Origin of the sequence: Frankia sp. CcI49 (assembly GCF_001983215.1) — a bacterium.
Classification (GTDB): domain Bacteria; phylum Actinomycetota; class Actinomycetes; order Frankiales; family Frankiaceae; genus Parafrankia; species Parafrankia irregularis.
On record NZ_MOWP01000023.1, the window covers coordinates 93962 to 107639 of the forward strand.

General features: G+C 73.3%; 12 protein-coding genes. 8 read left to right on the forward strand and 4 right to left on the reverse strand.

The features are described 5' to 3' along the window. Positions 1-16: 16 nt before the first annotated feature. The 3 genes from CcI49_RS21030 to CcI49_RS21040 all read left to right on the forward strand — a co-directional run bounded on the left by CcI49_RS21030 (position 17) and on the right by CcI49_RS21040 (position 6064). Positions 17-946, forward strand: coding sequence for an NUDIX hydrolase (locus tag CcI49_RS21030; RefSeq protein WP_083749646.1), 930 nt, complete (start codon positions 17-19; stop codon positions 944-946). Further along, a complete protein-coding gene (locus CcI49_RS21035; protein ID WP_054569032.1) occupies positions 943-1722 on the forward strand; it encodes an MBL fold metallo-hydrolase in 780 nt (259 codons plus the stop codon). The genes CcI49_RS21030 and CcI49_RS21035 overlap by 4 nt, the downstream gene beginning before the upstream one ends. A gap of 493 nt (positions 1723-2215) precedes the next feature. Further along, on the forward strand, positions 2216-6064 hold the full coding sequence (locus CcI49_RS21040) for an AAA family ATPase (protein ID WP_076828799.1): 3849 nt from the start codon (positions 2216-2218) through the stop codon (positions 6062-6064). On the opposite strand, the gene CcI49_RS21045 is transcribed toward CcI49_RS21040, so the two are convergent. Then, on the reverse strand, positions 6011-6700 hold the full coding sequence (locus CcI49_RS21045) for a Crp/Fnr family transcriptional regulator (protein WP_018637435.1): 690 nt from the start codon (positions 6698-6700) through the stop codon (positions 6011-6013). The genes CcI49_RS21040 and CcI49_RS21045 overlap by 54 nt on opposite strands. Before the next feature lie 450 nt (positions 6701-7150). Further along, positions 7151-7387, reverse strand: a complete 237-nt coding sequence (locus tag CcI49_RS21050) for a hypothetical protein (RefSeq protein ID WP_035951342.1) — start codon at positions 7385-7387, stop codon at positions 7151-7153. Between the two features lie 118 nt (positions 7388-7505). Between CcI49_RS21050 and nth the strand changes: the two genes are divergently transcribed. The 4 genes from nth to CcI49_RS21070 are packed head-to-tail and all read left to right on the forward strand — an operon-like array spanning position 7506 to position 10683. After that, the gene (gene nth / locus CcI49_RS21055; protein WP_054569030.1) at positions 7506-8231 is read left to right on the forward strand and encodes an endonuclease III; all 726 of its coding nucleotides are present in this window, start codon (positions 7506-7508) and stop codon (positions 8229-8231) included. Then, positions 8228-9025, forward strand: coding sequence for a CoA pyrophosphatase (locus CcI49_RS21060; RefSeq protein ID WP_054569029.1), 798 nt, complete (start codon positions 8228-8230; stop codon positions 9023-9025). The genes nth and CcI49_RS21060 overlap by 4 nt, the downstream gene beginning before the upstream one ends. After that, positions 9022-9447, forward strand: a complete 426-nt coding sequence (locus tag CcI49_RS21065) for a cupredoxin domain-containing protein (protein WP_054569028.1) — start codon at positions 9022-9024, stop codon at positions 9445-9447. Before CcI49_RS21060 ends, CcI49_RS21065 begins: the two co-directional genes overlap by 4 nt. A gap of 54 nt (positions 9448-9501) precedes the next feature. Further along, positions 9502-10683 carry a MarP family serine protease gene (locus CcI49_RS21070; protein ID WP_054569027.1) on the forward strand — a complete coding sequence of 394 codons (1182 nt, stop codon included), beginning with the start codon at positions 9502-9504 and terminating at the stop codon, positions 10681-10683. Here the strand turns inward: CcI49_RS21070 and CcI49_RS21075 are convergent. Both CcI49_RS21075 and CcI49_RS21080 read right to left on the reverse strand, forming a co-directional pair. Continuing rightward, positions 10661-11617, reverse strand: a complete 957-nt coding sequence (locus tag CcI49_RS21075; protein ID WP_076828852.1) for an alpha/beta hydrolase — start codon at positions 11615-11617, stop codon at positions 10661-10663. The genes CcI49_RS21070 and CcI49_RS21075 overlap by 23 nt on opposite strands. Positions 11618-11745: 128 nt before the next feature. Further along, positions 11746-12282 (reverse strand): phage holin family protein, encoded by a 537-nt coding sequence (locus CcI49_RS21080; RefSeq protein WP_054569026.1) that lies wholly within the window; start codon positions 12280-12282, stop codon positions 11746-11748. 257 nt (positions 12283-12539) lie between these two features. On the opposite strand from CcI49_RS21080, the gene CcI49_RS21085 reads away from it, so the two are divergent. Beyond that, positions 12540-13607, forward strand: coding sequence for a hypothetical protein (locus tag CcI49_RS21085; RefSeq protein ID WP_241840173.1), 1068 nt, complete (start codon positions 12540-12542; stop codon positions 13605-13607). Positions 13608-13678: the final 71 nt, after the last annotated feature.

Consider the following 13678-nt stretch of genomic DNA (forward strand, 5'->3'; position numbering starts at 1 on the left):
TGTCTACCATCAGGGAATGGTTGATCATCGGTCGGCCCTGATCGCCCGGTTCGGCACCCCTCGCCGGGTGAGCTCCGAGGAGGCCGCCTCGTTGGCGCGGCTCGCCGCCGCACCCACGGTCCCGCGGGACGCCGCGACGGTCATCCTGCTGCGTGACGCGCCGGCCGGCGGCGGAGTCGAGGCCTACATGATCCGCCGTACCGTCGCGATGTCGTTCGCCGGCGGGATGTACGCGTTCCCCGGCGGTCGCGTCGACCCCGCCGACAGCGACGAGATGCTCGCCTGGGTCGGGCCACCGGTCGATGTGGTCATGCCGGGCCTCGACCGGGATCCCGCCCGTGCCCGGGCGGTGGTGTGCGCCGCGGTCCGAGAGACCTTCGAGGAGTGCGGGGTGCTGCTCGCCGCCCCACCGCAGGCGGCGTCCGACGGGCCGGCGCCCGACGAGGCGGCCCCCGCCTCACCGGCCGGGGTCGGGACCGAGATCGAGACCGGGACGACGTTCGCCGCCGATCGGCAGGCGATGGAGGACCGCCGGCTCACCCTCGCCGACCTGCTCACCCGCCGATCGCTGGCACTGCGCGCGGATCTGCTGGGCGCCTGGACCCGCTGGGTCGCCCCGGAGCTCGAGCCGCGCCGCTACGACACCCGTTTCTTCGTCGCGGCGCTGCCGCCCGGGCAGCAGCCCGGCGTCGCCTCCTCCGAGGCGGACGGAGCGCTCTGGATCCGCCCCGCGCAGGCACTCGACCAGTTCTACGAAGGTGCCCTGGCGATGCTGCCGCCGACCGTCTTCACCCTGGCCGAGCTCGCCGAGTTCGACGACGTCGCGGGCGTTCTCGCGGCCGCGGCGGCCCGGGACCTCGCCCCGGTCATGCCGCGGATCTCCGTCGCCGACGGGCTCTGGCGCCTGCTGTTCCCTCACCTCGACCGCGAAGCCGTCGAGCGATGAGCGCTCCCCGCGAGGTCACCCGGCTGGCATCCGTCCAGCTCGCGCCGAACCCGGGGCCGATGACGCTGGAGGGCACGAACACCTGGATCCTGCGCGCTCCCGGCGAACCGGGCTGCGTCGTGGTCGACCCGGGCCCCGACCACGACGAGCACCTCGCGCGGGTCGCCGCCGCCGGCCCGGTGCACGCCATCCTGCTGACGCACGGCCACCACGACCACAGTGCGGGAGCGGCGGCGCTGCACGCCCTGACCGGCGCGTGGGTCCGGGCCCTCGACCCGGCGCACCGCCTCGGCTCGGAAGGTCTGGGTGCCGGGGACGTCGTCGCCGCTGCCGGGGTGGAGCTGCGGGTGCTGGCAACACCCGGGCACACGGCCGACTCGCTGTCGTTCGTCCTCACCGGGGACGACCAGCACCCCGCGGTGCTCACCGGGGACACCATCCTCGGGCGTGGCAGCACGGTGGTGGCACATCCCGACGGCCGCCTCGGCGACTACCTCGAAAGCCTGCGGTCGCTGCGCGAGCTCGGTGACATGACGGTGCTGCCTGGCCATGGTCCGGAGCTGCCGGCCGCCGGCCGGGCCGCGCAGGCCTACCTCGATCACCGGGCCGCCCGCCTCGACCAGGTCAGCGCGGCGCTGTCCGAGCTGGGCCGGCCGGCCGGCGAGGTCACGCCGTCGGACGTCGTGCGTCTCGTCTACGCCGACGTCGACCGGGCGCTCTGGCCCGCGGCCGAGCTGTCCGTCCGCGCGCAGCTCGAGTACCTGCGCTCGCGGTAGGCGCACCACCAGGTCACCCGTTCATCCGGCCGCCCGTTCATCCGGCCGCCCGGCCGGGCGTGACGTCCACCACGGCCGCAACGGTCCGCGTGCCTCGCCGCGGCAGCCTGGCCGGGTGCTCGGTGCCGTCGGCGACCCGTGAACGGATTCCGGGAACCCCCGGATCGGGGGCAACGGAGTGACCTGCGCCACAATGGGGGTCGGCGGCGGCACTGTCCCGACTCTGGCAAAACCGCCCAGGTCAGCCATCCGACACAGCTTGATCCAGAAAGGGAGACGAAGGCCACTAAACTTTCCGGCGGAGGAGACCGCTCGTGCGCTTTGTAACCATCTGGCCCACTGGTAACGCCGACGKATCCGCGTACTCGCGACCCGTCACTCTTCGCACACGTTCCGGCTACCGTCGCTGCCCTGCTTCCCGCTCCAGCGGCCCGTGCGGCTCCAGCGGCTCCAGCGGCCCGGCCTTCACCCGGCGGAGAGGAACCGGCCCAGAATGGTGATCAGCTCCCCCATGCCCGGCCCCCTGGTCTGCCCCAGATGCGGCACACCGACAGTTCCCGGCGGGCGGTTCTGCTTCAACTGCGGCCTGCAGTTCACTCCGGCGGACACGCCGCGCGCCGAGTCGGCGGAGCGGCGGGTGGTCACGGTGCTGTTCGGTGACCTCTCCGACTTCACCGCCTGGGCCGAGGACCGCGATCCCGAACGGGTCGGCGAGGTGACCGACCGTGTGCTCGCCGCACTCGCCCGAGACGTGGACGAGGTCGGCGGGCGGGTCGACAACCTCAGCGGAGACGGGATCATGGCCGTCTTCGGGGCCCCGACCGCGCACGAGGACGATCCCGAGCGCGCGGTGCGGGCAGCCGCCGCGATGCAGGAGACCGTCCGTCGCCTGATCATGGACGAGAGCGGCGACAGCGGCTCGCTCGCGCTGCGGGTCGGCATCAACACCGGCGAGGTGCTCGCCGGTGTCCAGGCCGCCCTGTCGTACACGGTCATCGGGGACACGGTGAACACCGCCGCGCGGCTTTCCGGCGCCGCGGCCGTGGGCACCGTCTACGCGGGTCGGGACACGGTCGCCGCCACCCGGCTGGTGGCGACCTGGCGCGACCTGCCGCCGCTGGTCCTCAAGGGCAAGCGCGAGCCGGTGCCCGCCTACGAGCTCGTCAGCCTGCGTCCGTCCAACATCGCCCGGCCGGGGCTCGCCGACGACGCGACCTTCATCGGGCGCGAGCGGGAGCTCGCGGAGCTGCGCGGGTACTTCACCGGAGTGGTCGACAGCGGCCGCCCGGATATCGTCGTGATCACGGGTGAGGCCGGGATCGGCAAGACCCGGCTCGCTCGCGAGCTCGCCGACGGCGCCGCCACGAGCCACGGCGCGGCGGTGCTGTGGGGCCGCACCGTCCGTCACGGCGATGTCCGTGACCTCGCTCCGCTGATCGATCTCATCCGCGGCCTCTGCGGCATCACCGACGGCGACAGCCTGGACCGGGTGGCCGACCGGGTCCGCCGCAAGGTCGCCAGCCTCACCCATCCGATCTTCGGGACGAAGCTTCCGTCCGGCATCGGTGACCGGCTGCTCGGCATGCTCGGTGTGCCACCGGACCGCCGGCCCGGCACCGGCGGGGTGACGCCGCCAGGCGATCCGGCCGGGCGGGCGTCGCAGGGCGAGGTGCTGCAGCGGTCCGTCGACGACGCGGTGGAGACGGTTGGCCTGCTCCTGAGCGCGGTGGCGGTCCAGGGGCCGGTCGTGGTGATCATCGATGACCTGGAATGGGCGACCAGCCGGCTGACGACCGCGCTGCGCCGGCTCACCAGCGCGCTCACCGGCCCAGTCATGCTCCTGCTGCTCGACCGGGAGAATCCCCGGTTCGCCGACCTGGCGACCGCCCACCGGCTCGCGCTGAGCCCACTGCCGGAGGACGCCGCCCGCACGCTGCTCAAGGAATACCTGGGCGAGCCGGGCCTGTCCCGGGCGAACCAGGCCGGTCTGCTGGCCCGGGTGCACGGCAACCCGTTCTTCCTCACCGAGCTGCTCAACCTGCTGGTCGACCGCGGTCTGCTGCACCAGGTGCCCGACCCGGACGGGGACGGTCTGCGGTGGGTGCTCGAGGGCTCGCTGGTCGAAACCGTGCTGCCGGCCGGAGTCCAGTCGGTGCTCGCCGCGCGGATCGACGACCTCGACCCCTCCGCCAAGGCCGCGCTGCGGGCGGCGGCCGTGCTCGGCCCCCGTTTCCCCGCCGAGGCACTGCCGGCGGTCGGTGAACGGCCCGCGGCCGAGATGGAACGGGCGCTGTCGGTCCTCACCGAACGCCAGCTCGTCCGGCCGCCGCGCCAGGGCGAGACGCTGTGGCGATTCGTCCATCCGATGGCCAGGGACGCGGCGTACTCGGGGCTGCCGAAGGTCGAACGTGCCCGCCGCCATGCCACCGCCGCCCGGTGGGGTGTCACATCGATGATCGGCCCCTCCCGCGAGGTGTCGACCTTCGTCGCCGCGCACGCGCTGCGGGCCTACGACCTCGCCGCGTCGATGGCGCTGCCGGCGGACGACCCGGCGTGGTCGGCACGCGAGGCCGGCTTCCACGCCCATGTCCGGCTCGCGCGTTCGGCGCTCGCCCGCGACGACCACCGTGCCGCCGCCGATCTGCTCGCCAACGCGCGCCGCCTCGGGCGCGGCGTCATCGACGGCGATGAAGACATCAAGGTGCGGATCCTGCACGCCGAGGCGCTCGTCTGGCTGCGTCGCCTTGACGAGGCGGAGCGCGCGCTGCGTCCGGCACTGCGTCTCAACACCCCCAGCCTGCGGGCGTCGGCCTACGCCGTGCTCGGTGAGCTGCGGCAGAAGCAGGGGCGCGGCGAGGAGGCACGGCAGTCCCTCATCACGGCGCTGGACGCGGCGCACCGGGCCGGCGACGACCGGGCCGTGGCCGCGTCGCTGCGCCGGCTGGGGCTGCTGGAGTACTCCGCCGGCCGCATCCTGGCCGCCGAGGACCGCTATCGCGAGGCGCTGACCCTCGCCCRCCGGGTCGACGATCCGCGCGGAGTCGGCTGGGCCCTGCAGCACCTCGCCTGGAGCGCCACCACCCGAGGGGACTACAGCCGGGCCGAACGCACCCTTCGCGAGGCCTCCGCGCTCTTCGAGCGGCTGGAGGACGCCGGGGGCCTCGGCTGGTGCTCGGGCACCGAAGCGCTCGTCCTGCTGCTGTCCGGCCAGCTCACGCGCACCCGCAAGGTCTCCCGGGTCCTCATCAACCTCGCGGAGTCGATGCGGGAGCGCTGGGGCCAGGCCATCTGCCTGACGATCGACGCGGTCGCCGCGGCCGAGCTCGGCGACATCGAGACGGCGGAGAGCGAGGCGGCCCGCGCCGCGGAGCTGTTCGCCGAGACGGGCGACACGTGGGGGCACACGCTCACCCTCATCGCCCGCGGCCTGGCCGCCCGCGGTGCCGGCGAGCCGCAGCGCGGGGCGGAGCTGCTGACCGAGGTCTGCGCGGACGCAGCCGCCACCGGCCATGTGCTCATCGGCGCGTTCGCCCAGGTCCTGCTGGGTCTGACCAGGCTGGACGCCGGCGAGGTGGACGCGGCGGAGGAGGCCGCCAAGAGCGCGCTGGCCGACCTGGACCGGCTGGAGCTGCGCCCGCACGCCCACCTCGGAGCGAAGGTGCTGGTGGCCCAGATCGCCCGCGCACGCGGGCGGCTGGACGAGGCGATCACCGGGCTGCGTGACGCGCTCGCCGTCAGCGAGCCGGCGACCCTGATGTTCCCGCGCCGGCAGGCCTACGCCCACCTCGCGGGCACACTGCTGGACGCGGGCGAGCCGGACGAGGCCCTGCGGGTGGCCCGGCGCGCGGTCAGCGTGGACGCGGAGGACGTCCGCGCGCAGGTGCTGGCCTATCGGGCGCTCGGCACCGTGCTCGCCGCGCATGGCGACGTCGAGGGCAGCCGTGAGGCCTACCAGCAGGCGCTCGCCGCGGCGACCGCCACCGGCGCGGTCAGTGAGGCCCCGCAGACCCGGCGGCTGCTCGCCACGCTGCCACCACCGGCATCCGGCGACGTCGAATCGGGCGGCGTCGAATCGGGCGGCGTCGGACCCGGCGAAACCGGGCACAGCGATGACGGACCTGATCGCGGACCTGGCGATGGCGGACCTGGCGACGACAAGCCCGGCGACGACGAGTCCGACGTCGTCGCCGTCACGGCTGGGAGTGCGCCGCTCCCGGATCCGACGACCTCGGCGGATCCGGGAGACGGGCGAGCGACGAACATGCCGGCTCCACTACCGGCGGTGAGTTCAGCGGGCTCGGCGGGCGAGCCGCTCACGGTCGAGCAGCACGACGGCGCGTGAGTCCAGCCGAAGCCACCCACGAGTGGCGAAATCGGCCAGAGCTTTGTTCACCGTCTCCCGCGAGGCACCGACCAGCTGTGCCAGTTCCTCCTGCGTGAGGCCGTGTTCGACGCGGACCCCAGCGGCCTCGTTGCCAGGCTGGGCCGGCTCACCGAAACGATCGGCCAGATCGAGCAGCGCCTTCGCAACGCGACCTGGCACATCGGTGAAGACCATGTCCGCCATCGTGTCGTTGGTCCGCCGCAGGCGACGGGCCAGCACACGCAGCAGCAGCGCCCCGGCTTCGGGCCGGGAGCGCAGCCACGGCCGCAGCGCGGTGTGATCCAGCGCGACGAGCGACGCGTCGGTCACGGCGGTCGCTGTAGCGGTGCGCGGTCCGGGATCGAACAGGGAGAGCTCACCGAAGAGGTCTCCCGGCCCCATCACGTACAGCAGGTTCTCCCGCCCGTCGGCGGACTGGCGTCCTATCTTGACCTTGCCGGAAAGAACCACGAAAACGCGGTCACCGACATCCCCTTCGCGAAACAGCACATCGCCACGGGTCACGTCCTGCCGGTCCAGGTGATCGGAAAGCGCCTGGCGGTCGGGCTCGGACAACCCGGCGAACAGCGGAACGCGGGCTAGCAGATCGTCCACGAGCTGAGCATGCCAGGGTGCGGGGCGTTGGGCACGGCCAGGGACCCCCATCGGCCTGGTCAGGTCACGCAGATGTACCCGAATACTCCGTTTCTGATACGCAAAGTGACCGTGGACGCACCACCAAAGTGGCGAGAGTCACAATCCGCCTAGCACGGTCGATTTCGGGACCCCGCACCCGCGCCAGGCGGCGCGATCAGGCCAGACGCGGCACAGGTCACATCGGCATAGTCCGGAACAACTGCTGGACATCCATGATCGACAGGTCCGAGAGCGGCCTGAACCCCCTTGACTCCGCCGGCAACCGACACCAGCCCCACCAACGGTGGGTTCGGGCGGACCGAGGGTTCGGGCGGACCGAGGGGCCGGGCGGACCGAGGGGCCGGGCGGACCGAGGGGCCGGGCAGGCCGAGGGCTCGGCAGAGTGGCGGGTTCGCCGGGGTGGCGGGTTCAGGCGGCCCGGTGCTTGCCAGGCGGCGTGCGGCGCAGCCGGCGCCGGTAACGCTCCAGAGCCGCGGGCATGCCCTGCTGGACGAAGGTCTCGACCTCGTCCGGGCGGGCGCTGTCGAAGAAGCCCTCGATGCCCTTGCCGACGTCGGCGGCGTTGAGGGGACGCTCGACCCGCTCCATCGCGAGCAGCAGCCCGAGCAGCAACAGGGGGACCGTAACCGCGGCAAATGCAATCATGGCCATCCCATGGTCCCCGATGACGCCGCCCGCCACGCGTGCGGGGGGTCGACGCGCCCGCATGGGCCACGATCAGACACCGACCGGCGCGGGCGGCCCGGCAGATACTCTGCGAGGCATGGGTATCACCGTCGACGCGACTGCAGAGACGGCCCTGGCCCGCACCCGACGAGCGCGACGCATCGTGCGCGCCCTCGGTGAGCTCCACCCGGACGCGCGCATCGCGCTGCACTTCGGCAGTCCGCTGGAGCTGCTGGTGGCGACGGTTCTGTCGGCCCAGTGCACGGACAAGAAGGTCAACGAGGTCACTCCCACCGTCTTCGCCCGTTACCGCGGCGCCGCCGCCTACGCCGCGGCGGACCGCGACGAGCTTGAGGGCCTGCTGCGCCCCACCGGCTTCTTCCGGGCGAAGGCCAACTCGCTGATCGGCATCGGCGCCGCTCTCACCGAGCGGTTCGCCGGCGAGGTGCCGGGCCGGCTGGAGGATCTGGTGACGCTGCCAGGCGTGGGCCGCAAGACCGCGAACGTCGTCCTCGGGCACGCTTTCGGCGTCCCCGGGATCACGGTCGACACCCACGTCGGCCGGCTGTCCCGGCGTTTCGCGCTCACCTCCGAGACGGACCCGGTCCGGGTCGAGTCCGACCTCGCGGCACTGATCGAGCGGCGGGACTGGACGATCGCCTCGGATCGGATGATCTTTCACGGCCGGCGGATCTGCCATGCCCGGCGGCCCGCGTGCGGGGCCTGCGCGATCGCCCGGATGTGCCCGTCCTTCGGCACCGGCCCGACCGAGCCCCTGCAGGCCGCGCGGCTGGTGCGCGGCGACGCGGAGGCCGCCCGGTGAGCACCCCGGATCAGACCGGCCTCACGCCGGGCCCCGCGCCGCGCCGCGCGCCGGCGGACGTGTCCGCCGGCGGTGGCACGCCGGTCCCCGGGTGGCTGGCGGGGCTGGTCGGCGCGGTCGGCGAGGGCATCCCGGTGCAGGTGCGCCAGCCTGGTGCGAACCGGCCGGGCGGGCGGCAGGCCGCCGTCCTGATCCTGTTCGGAGAGGGCCCGGACGGGCCGGACGTCCTGCTGCTGAAGCGGGCCGCCGACCTGCGCAACCATGCCGGGCAGCCCGCCTTCCCCGGCGGCAGCGCCGACGAGACGGATGCGTCGCGGGCCGCGACGGCGCTGCGCGAGGCGGAGGAGGAGGTCGGGCTCGACCCGTCCGGTGTCGAGATCCTCGCCACGGTCAGCCCGCTCTACCTGGCCGCGAGCCACTTCCATGTGACGCCCGTGCTGGCCTGGTGGCACACCCCGAGCGCGGTGGTCGCCGTGGACCCGGGGGAGACCTCTTCAGTCGCCCGCGTCCCCGTCGCCGAGCTCGCCGACCCGGGCAACCGGATCCTGCTGCGCCATCCGGCCGGTTTCGGCAGTCCGGCGTTCCGGGTCCGCGGCATGACGGTCTGGGGATTCACCGCCGGCATTCTCGACGCACTGCTGCGGGCCGGCGGGTGGGAACGCCCCTGGGACACCGCGACCCCCATCGACGTACCGGAGATCACCGCGGCGATCTCGAAGGCGATGGCACTCCCCCGAGCGGTGGTAGAGCCCCGCATCTCCCCTGACGAAGCGGGCGGTACGGTCGGAGGATGACCTCAAGATCCGCCCGGAACGGGCTGGTCGCACTGGTTGCGGCCGTGACGCTGTTCACTGCCCTGACCGGCTGCGGCGGCGGTGGAGGCGACGACATGGCGCACGGCGGGCCGTCCGCCACCGCGACCCTGACGGCCACGGTCAGCGACGGCGTTCAGGTCTTCGATGTCGTCGGCCAGGTGAACCAGACCTTCTCCGCCGGTGAGCTCATCGCCCATCCGGGAACGATCCGGGTCAACTTCTCGGTGCCGAAGGGTTCGGCTCCGCACAACTTCGTCATCGACACGCTCCCCGGCGCGACCACCAGGATCGTCGCGGCCGGCCAATCCCAGTCGATCACCTTCACCGCGTCCAAGTCCGGTCGATATCCGGTGGTCTGTACCCTGCATAAGGGAATGACGGCCACTCTTGTGATCCTCTGAACTGCGATCCTCCGAACGCGATGGTGATCTTCTGAACCTCGACGCGGGCCCCTGGTGAACCTTCTCGACCTCGTTCTGATCGCGCTGACCGTGATGTTCGCGATCTCCGGATATCGCCAGGGATTCGCGGTCGGCGCGCTGTCGTTCATCGGCTTCCTCGGCGGCGGCTTTCTCGGCGCCAAGATCGCCAGCCCGTTCGCCGAGCTCATCGGCCGTGCGGACGACGGCGCGCTGGTCGGTCTCATCGTGGTGGTGGGGCTGGCCCTCACCGGGCAGATCATCGGGACGGCGCTCGGGACGGTCGTGCGCGGCCGGCTGACCTGGCGGGCCGGTCAGCGGGTCGACGCCGTCGCCGGTGCCGCCCTGTCCGGCGTGTCCGTCCTGCTCGTCGGCTGGCTGCTCGCGACCACGGTGGACCGCTCGCCGTTCCAGACCCTCGCCCGGGCCGCGCGCGGCTCGGAGATCCTCGGCGCCGTCGACGACCAGATGCCCGACGACGTCCGCCACACCTTCTCCGACCTGCGCCAGCTCATGGACGACCAGGGCTTCCCCGAGGTCTTCGCCGGTCTGAACGGAGAACGCATCGTCGCGACCGACCCGCCGGACGCGGCGGTCGTGAACGCCACCGAGGTCCAGAACGCGGCGTCGAGCATCCTGAAGGTCCGCGGCCAGGCGCCGTCCTGCGGGAAGCAGGTCGAAGGCACCGGATTCGTCTTCACGCCCCAGCACGTCATGACGAACGCACACGTCGTGGCGGGTGTGAGCGAGGTCGTCGTCGAGGTCGGCGCCCAGGCGCTGCCGGCCGAGGTGGTGGAGTTCGACCCCGATCGGGACGTCGCCGTGCTGTACGTGCCGAACCTGCGTCGTGCGCCCCTGCGGTTCCAGACCTCGCCACCAGGTGAGGCCGGCGACCCGGTGGTCGTCGCCGGTTATCCCCAGGACGGTCCGTACACCACCGAGCCCGCGCGCATCCGCAACGAGCAGACGGCCAGCGCGCCGGACATCTACTCACGTGGCACGGTCCGACGCGAGATCTTCGCGATCCGCGGCCAGGTGCTGCCGGGCAACTCCGGCGGGCCGCTGCTCTCCGACAACGGCGCTGTCCTCGGCGTGGTCTTCGCCGCCGCGACGGACGACGACGACACCGGTTACGTGCTCACCGCGCAGGAGGTGAGCGTCCCGGCCCAGCGCGGCGCCCAGGCCACCGCCCCGGTCAGCACTCAGGGCTGCGACTGATCCCGCCGGTCCCGCTGTGGGTCTCCGCGAGCCAGGCGACCAGGTCACGGGTGATGGTGTCCGGGTCCTCCTCGTGCGGGAAGTGCCCGAGGCCGTCATACAGGCGCCAGGTGTACGGCGCGGCCACGTGCCGTTCCGACCCGGCCGCGGTCGACGGCAGGAAGCACCGGTCGAGGCTGCCGTGCAGCTGCAGGGTGGGCACTCGCACCGGCGTCCGCAGCAGCTCGACGAAGCGCGCTCCGTCCGGTCGCAGCTGGGACCGCACCACCCACCGGTGGTACTCCAGCGAACTGTGGGCCACGCCGGGGATCCGCATGGCGCCGCGATAGCGTGCCTCGGCCTCCGGCGTCGGGTAGCCCGGACCTCCCCAGCCACGTAGGAGCTCGGCGACGTAGGCCGCTCCCTCCGCGACCAGGCGGCGTTCCGGCACCCACGGCAGCTGGAAGGCGGCCAGGTACCGGCTGGCCAGCCCCTGGCCCCGCACGTCGGCGACGATCCGGCGCCGGACCCGCAGCGGATGCGGCATGCCGATCACCGCCAGCCCCCGTACCACCCGTGGCCGACGAACCGCCGTCACCCAGCCGAGCAGGCCGCCCCAGTCGTGGCCGACGATCACCGCGTTTCGCTCACCGAGTGCCCGCACCAGCCCGGCGACATCATCGGCCAGCGTGAACGCGTCATAGCCCCGCGGCGGTTTGTCACTCGCTCCGTACCCGCGAAGATCGGCGGCGACCACCCGGTAGCCGGCGCCGGGCAGATCCCGCAGCTGACTACGCCACGTCCACCAGAACTGCGGGAAACCGTGGAGAAGGAGGACCAGTGGACCCTCGCCCGCCTCGGCCACATGCAGCCGGGTTCCGTTGGTCGAGACGTCCCGGTGGCGCCACGGCCCGTCAACGAGCACGGCCGCCGGCTCAGAGATGGCATCCTCCATCATCTCCAAGGATGGCAGACCCGCTGCTTCTGCCGACGGGTGGTCGGTGCGCCGCGCCCGCCCGGCTTCCGCCGCCGCCGCGCCCAGCCTGTTCGGCTGAAGCCAGGCCCGACAATCGCCGCGCCCGGCTACTCCGCTGCCGCCGGTCCCGCCACAGCCGGTCCCGTCACGGCCGGTCCCGCCACCGCGCTGCCTGGCCCGGCCGGGGCGCTTCCCACCTCGGCCGTGCCATGGCCCGTTCGGGCGGCCCCCGACCCGCCGGTTGGCCGGCGCAGCCAGGCGATGTCATCGCGCACCGTCTGGATGGTCCGTTCGGGGGGTGAAAGCTTCTTGAAGCGGGTGAGCGCGAAGACCACCAGCAGCCCGGCCAGGGCCAGATAAAGCACGGCCGTCAGCAGGTAGGCCCAGAACCGCTCCATCCCCGCCCAGGTGAACAGCTCACCGAGGAAGATCGTCCCGGCGATCAGTGCGCCGAACCCCAGGCCGGCCGCCACCACCAGGAACCCGGCACCCAGACCCGCGGACACCGCCTGCCTGGCGAGCTCGGCCTTCGCGAGCTCGATCTCCTGGCGGATCAGCAGCGACATGTCCCGGGTCGCGAGTGCGACCAGCTCCCCCAGCGTCGGCTCCCGCCCCGCTCGTGAGCTGTCGGTCCTTGTCGGCACGCCGGCTCCTCCCTCTCAAAGCCGGCCCGTGACACCGCCGATCGGGTCCGGTGCCGGCGCGCTTGCGGGGGCACGCGGCGGCGCTGCGTGGCCGCCCCGTCCGGATCCCCTGTGAGCAGTGTGGCCCGCGGCGGCGGAACACGTGGGGCGACGGGCCCGATCGGACGGTGTGATCCGAGGGACGATTCGCCCTTTCAGCGGTCATGACGAAGTCGGGAGCCGTCCTCGGCACACCCGGGCGAGGTAGCGTCTGCCGGGTGACAGCACCTTCGTCGGCATCAGTCGTCGGTAGCGACCCGCTCGCCAGTGTTGCGGCGATCCCCGGTGTCGACGAGGCCGCCACGGCCGCGCGCGCGGGCGTGGACGCCCTGCTGCGGCACCGCATCCTGCGCCGCCGCAGCGCCGAGGTGACCGCCGAGGCCTCGCTGCGCGCCGCCCGGGCGTCCGCCGCGCTGGAAGGGCACGACGTCCCACTCGACGTGCTCAGAGCCCACCTCGGCGACCATGAGCTCGCCCTCGATGCCGGTGCCGGTGCCGCCGCTCCGGTCGGGCTCGCCGACGGGCGCGTCAGCGGACCGGCCGACGGCACCGACAGCCGGTCGCTGGCCGTGACGCTGGGGGCCGTCCGGCTCTACGCGGAGCTGGGCACGCTGTCATCCGCGTGGGAGCGCGCACCGCGCCAGGCCCTGGCACGCATGCACGTTCTCGCCGGTCGAGGCCTGCTCCCGGACGAGGTGCTGGGCCGGCCACGGGTCGACGTTCGGGGGCCRGGAGCCGCTGTCGGCACCGCGGAGCTGGCTGGCCCCTGGGGTGAGCCGAGGGTGTCCGCCATGGAGATGTCGGTGCGGCTCGACGGGCTCACCGCCGTGCTGACCGCCCCGACCCGCGCTCCCGCGATCGTGGTCGCCGCGATCATCCACGGGGAGCTGCTGGCGATCCGGCCGTTCGGCGTGCTCGACGGCATCATCGCCCGCGCCGCCGCCCGGCTCGTCCTGATCAGCCGAGGCCTCGACCCGAAGGCCCTGGTCGCGACGGACGTCGGCCACCTCGAGCTGGCCCACGGCAGCGCGGCCGCGGCCCTGGGCGGAGCCGGAGCCCCGTCCGCGCCGTCCGCTGCCAGCGCGGGCACCGACACTGGTGTCGGCACCAGCACCGGCACCGGTGTCGGCACCGTTGATCCCGAGGAGACCTACAGCGCCGCGCTTGCCGCGTACGTCGCGGGCGGGGCGGACGGGGTGGGTTCCTGGGTGCGGCACTGTGCCCGCGCGGTCGGGCTCGCGGCCCGGGAATCGCTCGCGGTGTGCGAGGCGCTCTCCCGCGCCTGAGAACCTCAGCCCCTCGAACAGCCGCTGCAGGGCAGGACCTGAGGACTGTGGTCGCCAGGACGAGGTCGCCA

What these genes read in the sequence shown, in the direction of transcription:
- CcI49_RS21035 (WP_054569032.1), top strand. Translation starts at nt 943, where the DNA reads ATGAGCGCTCCCCGCGAGGTCACCCGGCTGGCATCCGTCCAGCTCGCG.
- nth (WP_054569030.1), top strand. Translation starts at nt 7,506, where the DNA reads ATGGGTATCACCGTCGACGCGACTGCAGAGACGGCCCTGGCCCGCACC.
- CcI49_RS21065 (WP_054569028.1), top strand. Translation starts at nt 9,022, where the DNA reads ATGACCTCAAGATCCGCCCGGAACGGGCTGGTCGCACTGGTTGCGGCC.
- CcI49_RS21030 (WP_083749646.1), top strand. Translation starts at nt 17, where the DNA reads ATGGTTGATCATCGGTCGGCCCTGATCGCCCGGTTCGGCACCCCTCGC.
- CcI49_RS21050 (WP_035951342.1), bottom strand. Translation starts at nt 7,387, where the DNA reads ATGATTGCATTTGCCGCGGTTACGGTCCCCCTGTTGCTGCTCGGGCTG.
- CcI49_RS21075 (WP_076828852.1), bottom strand. Translation starts at nt 11,617, where the DNA reads ATGGAGGATGCCATCTCTGAGCCGGCGGCCGTGCTCGTTGACGGGCCG.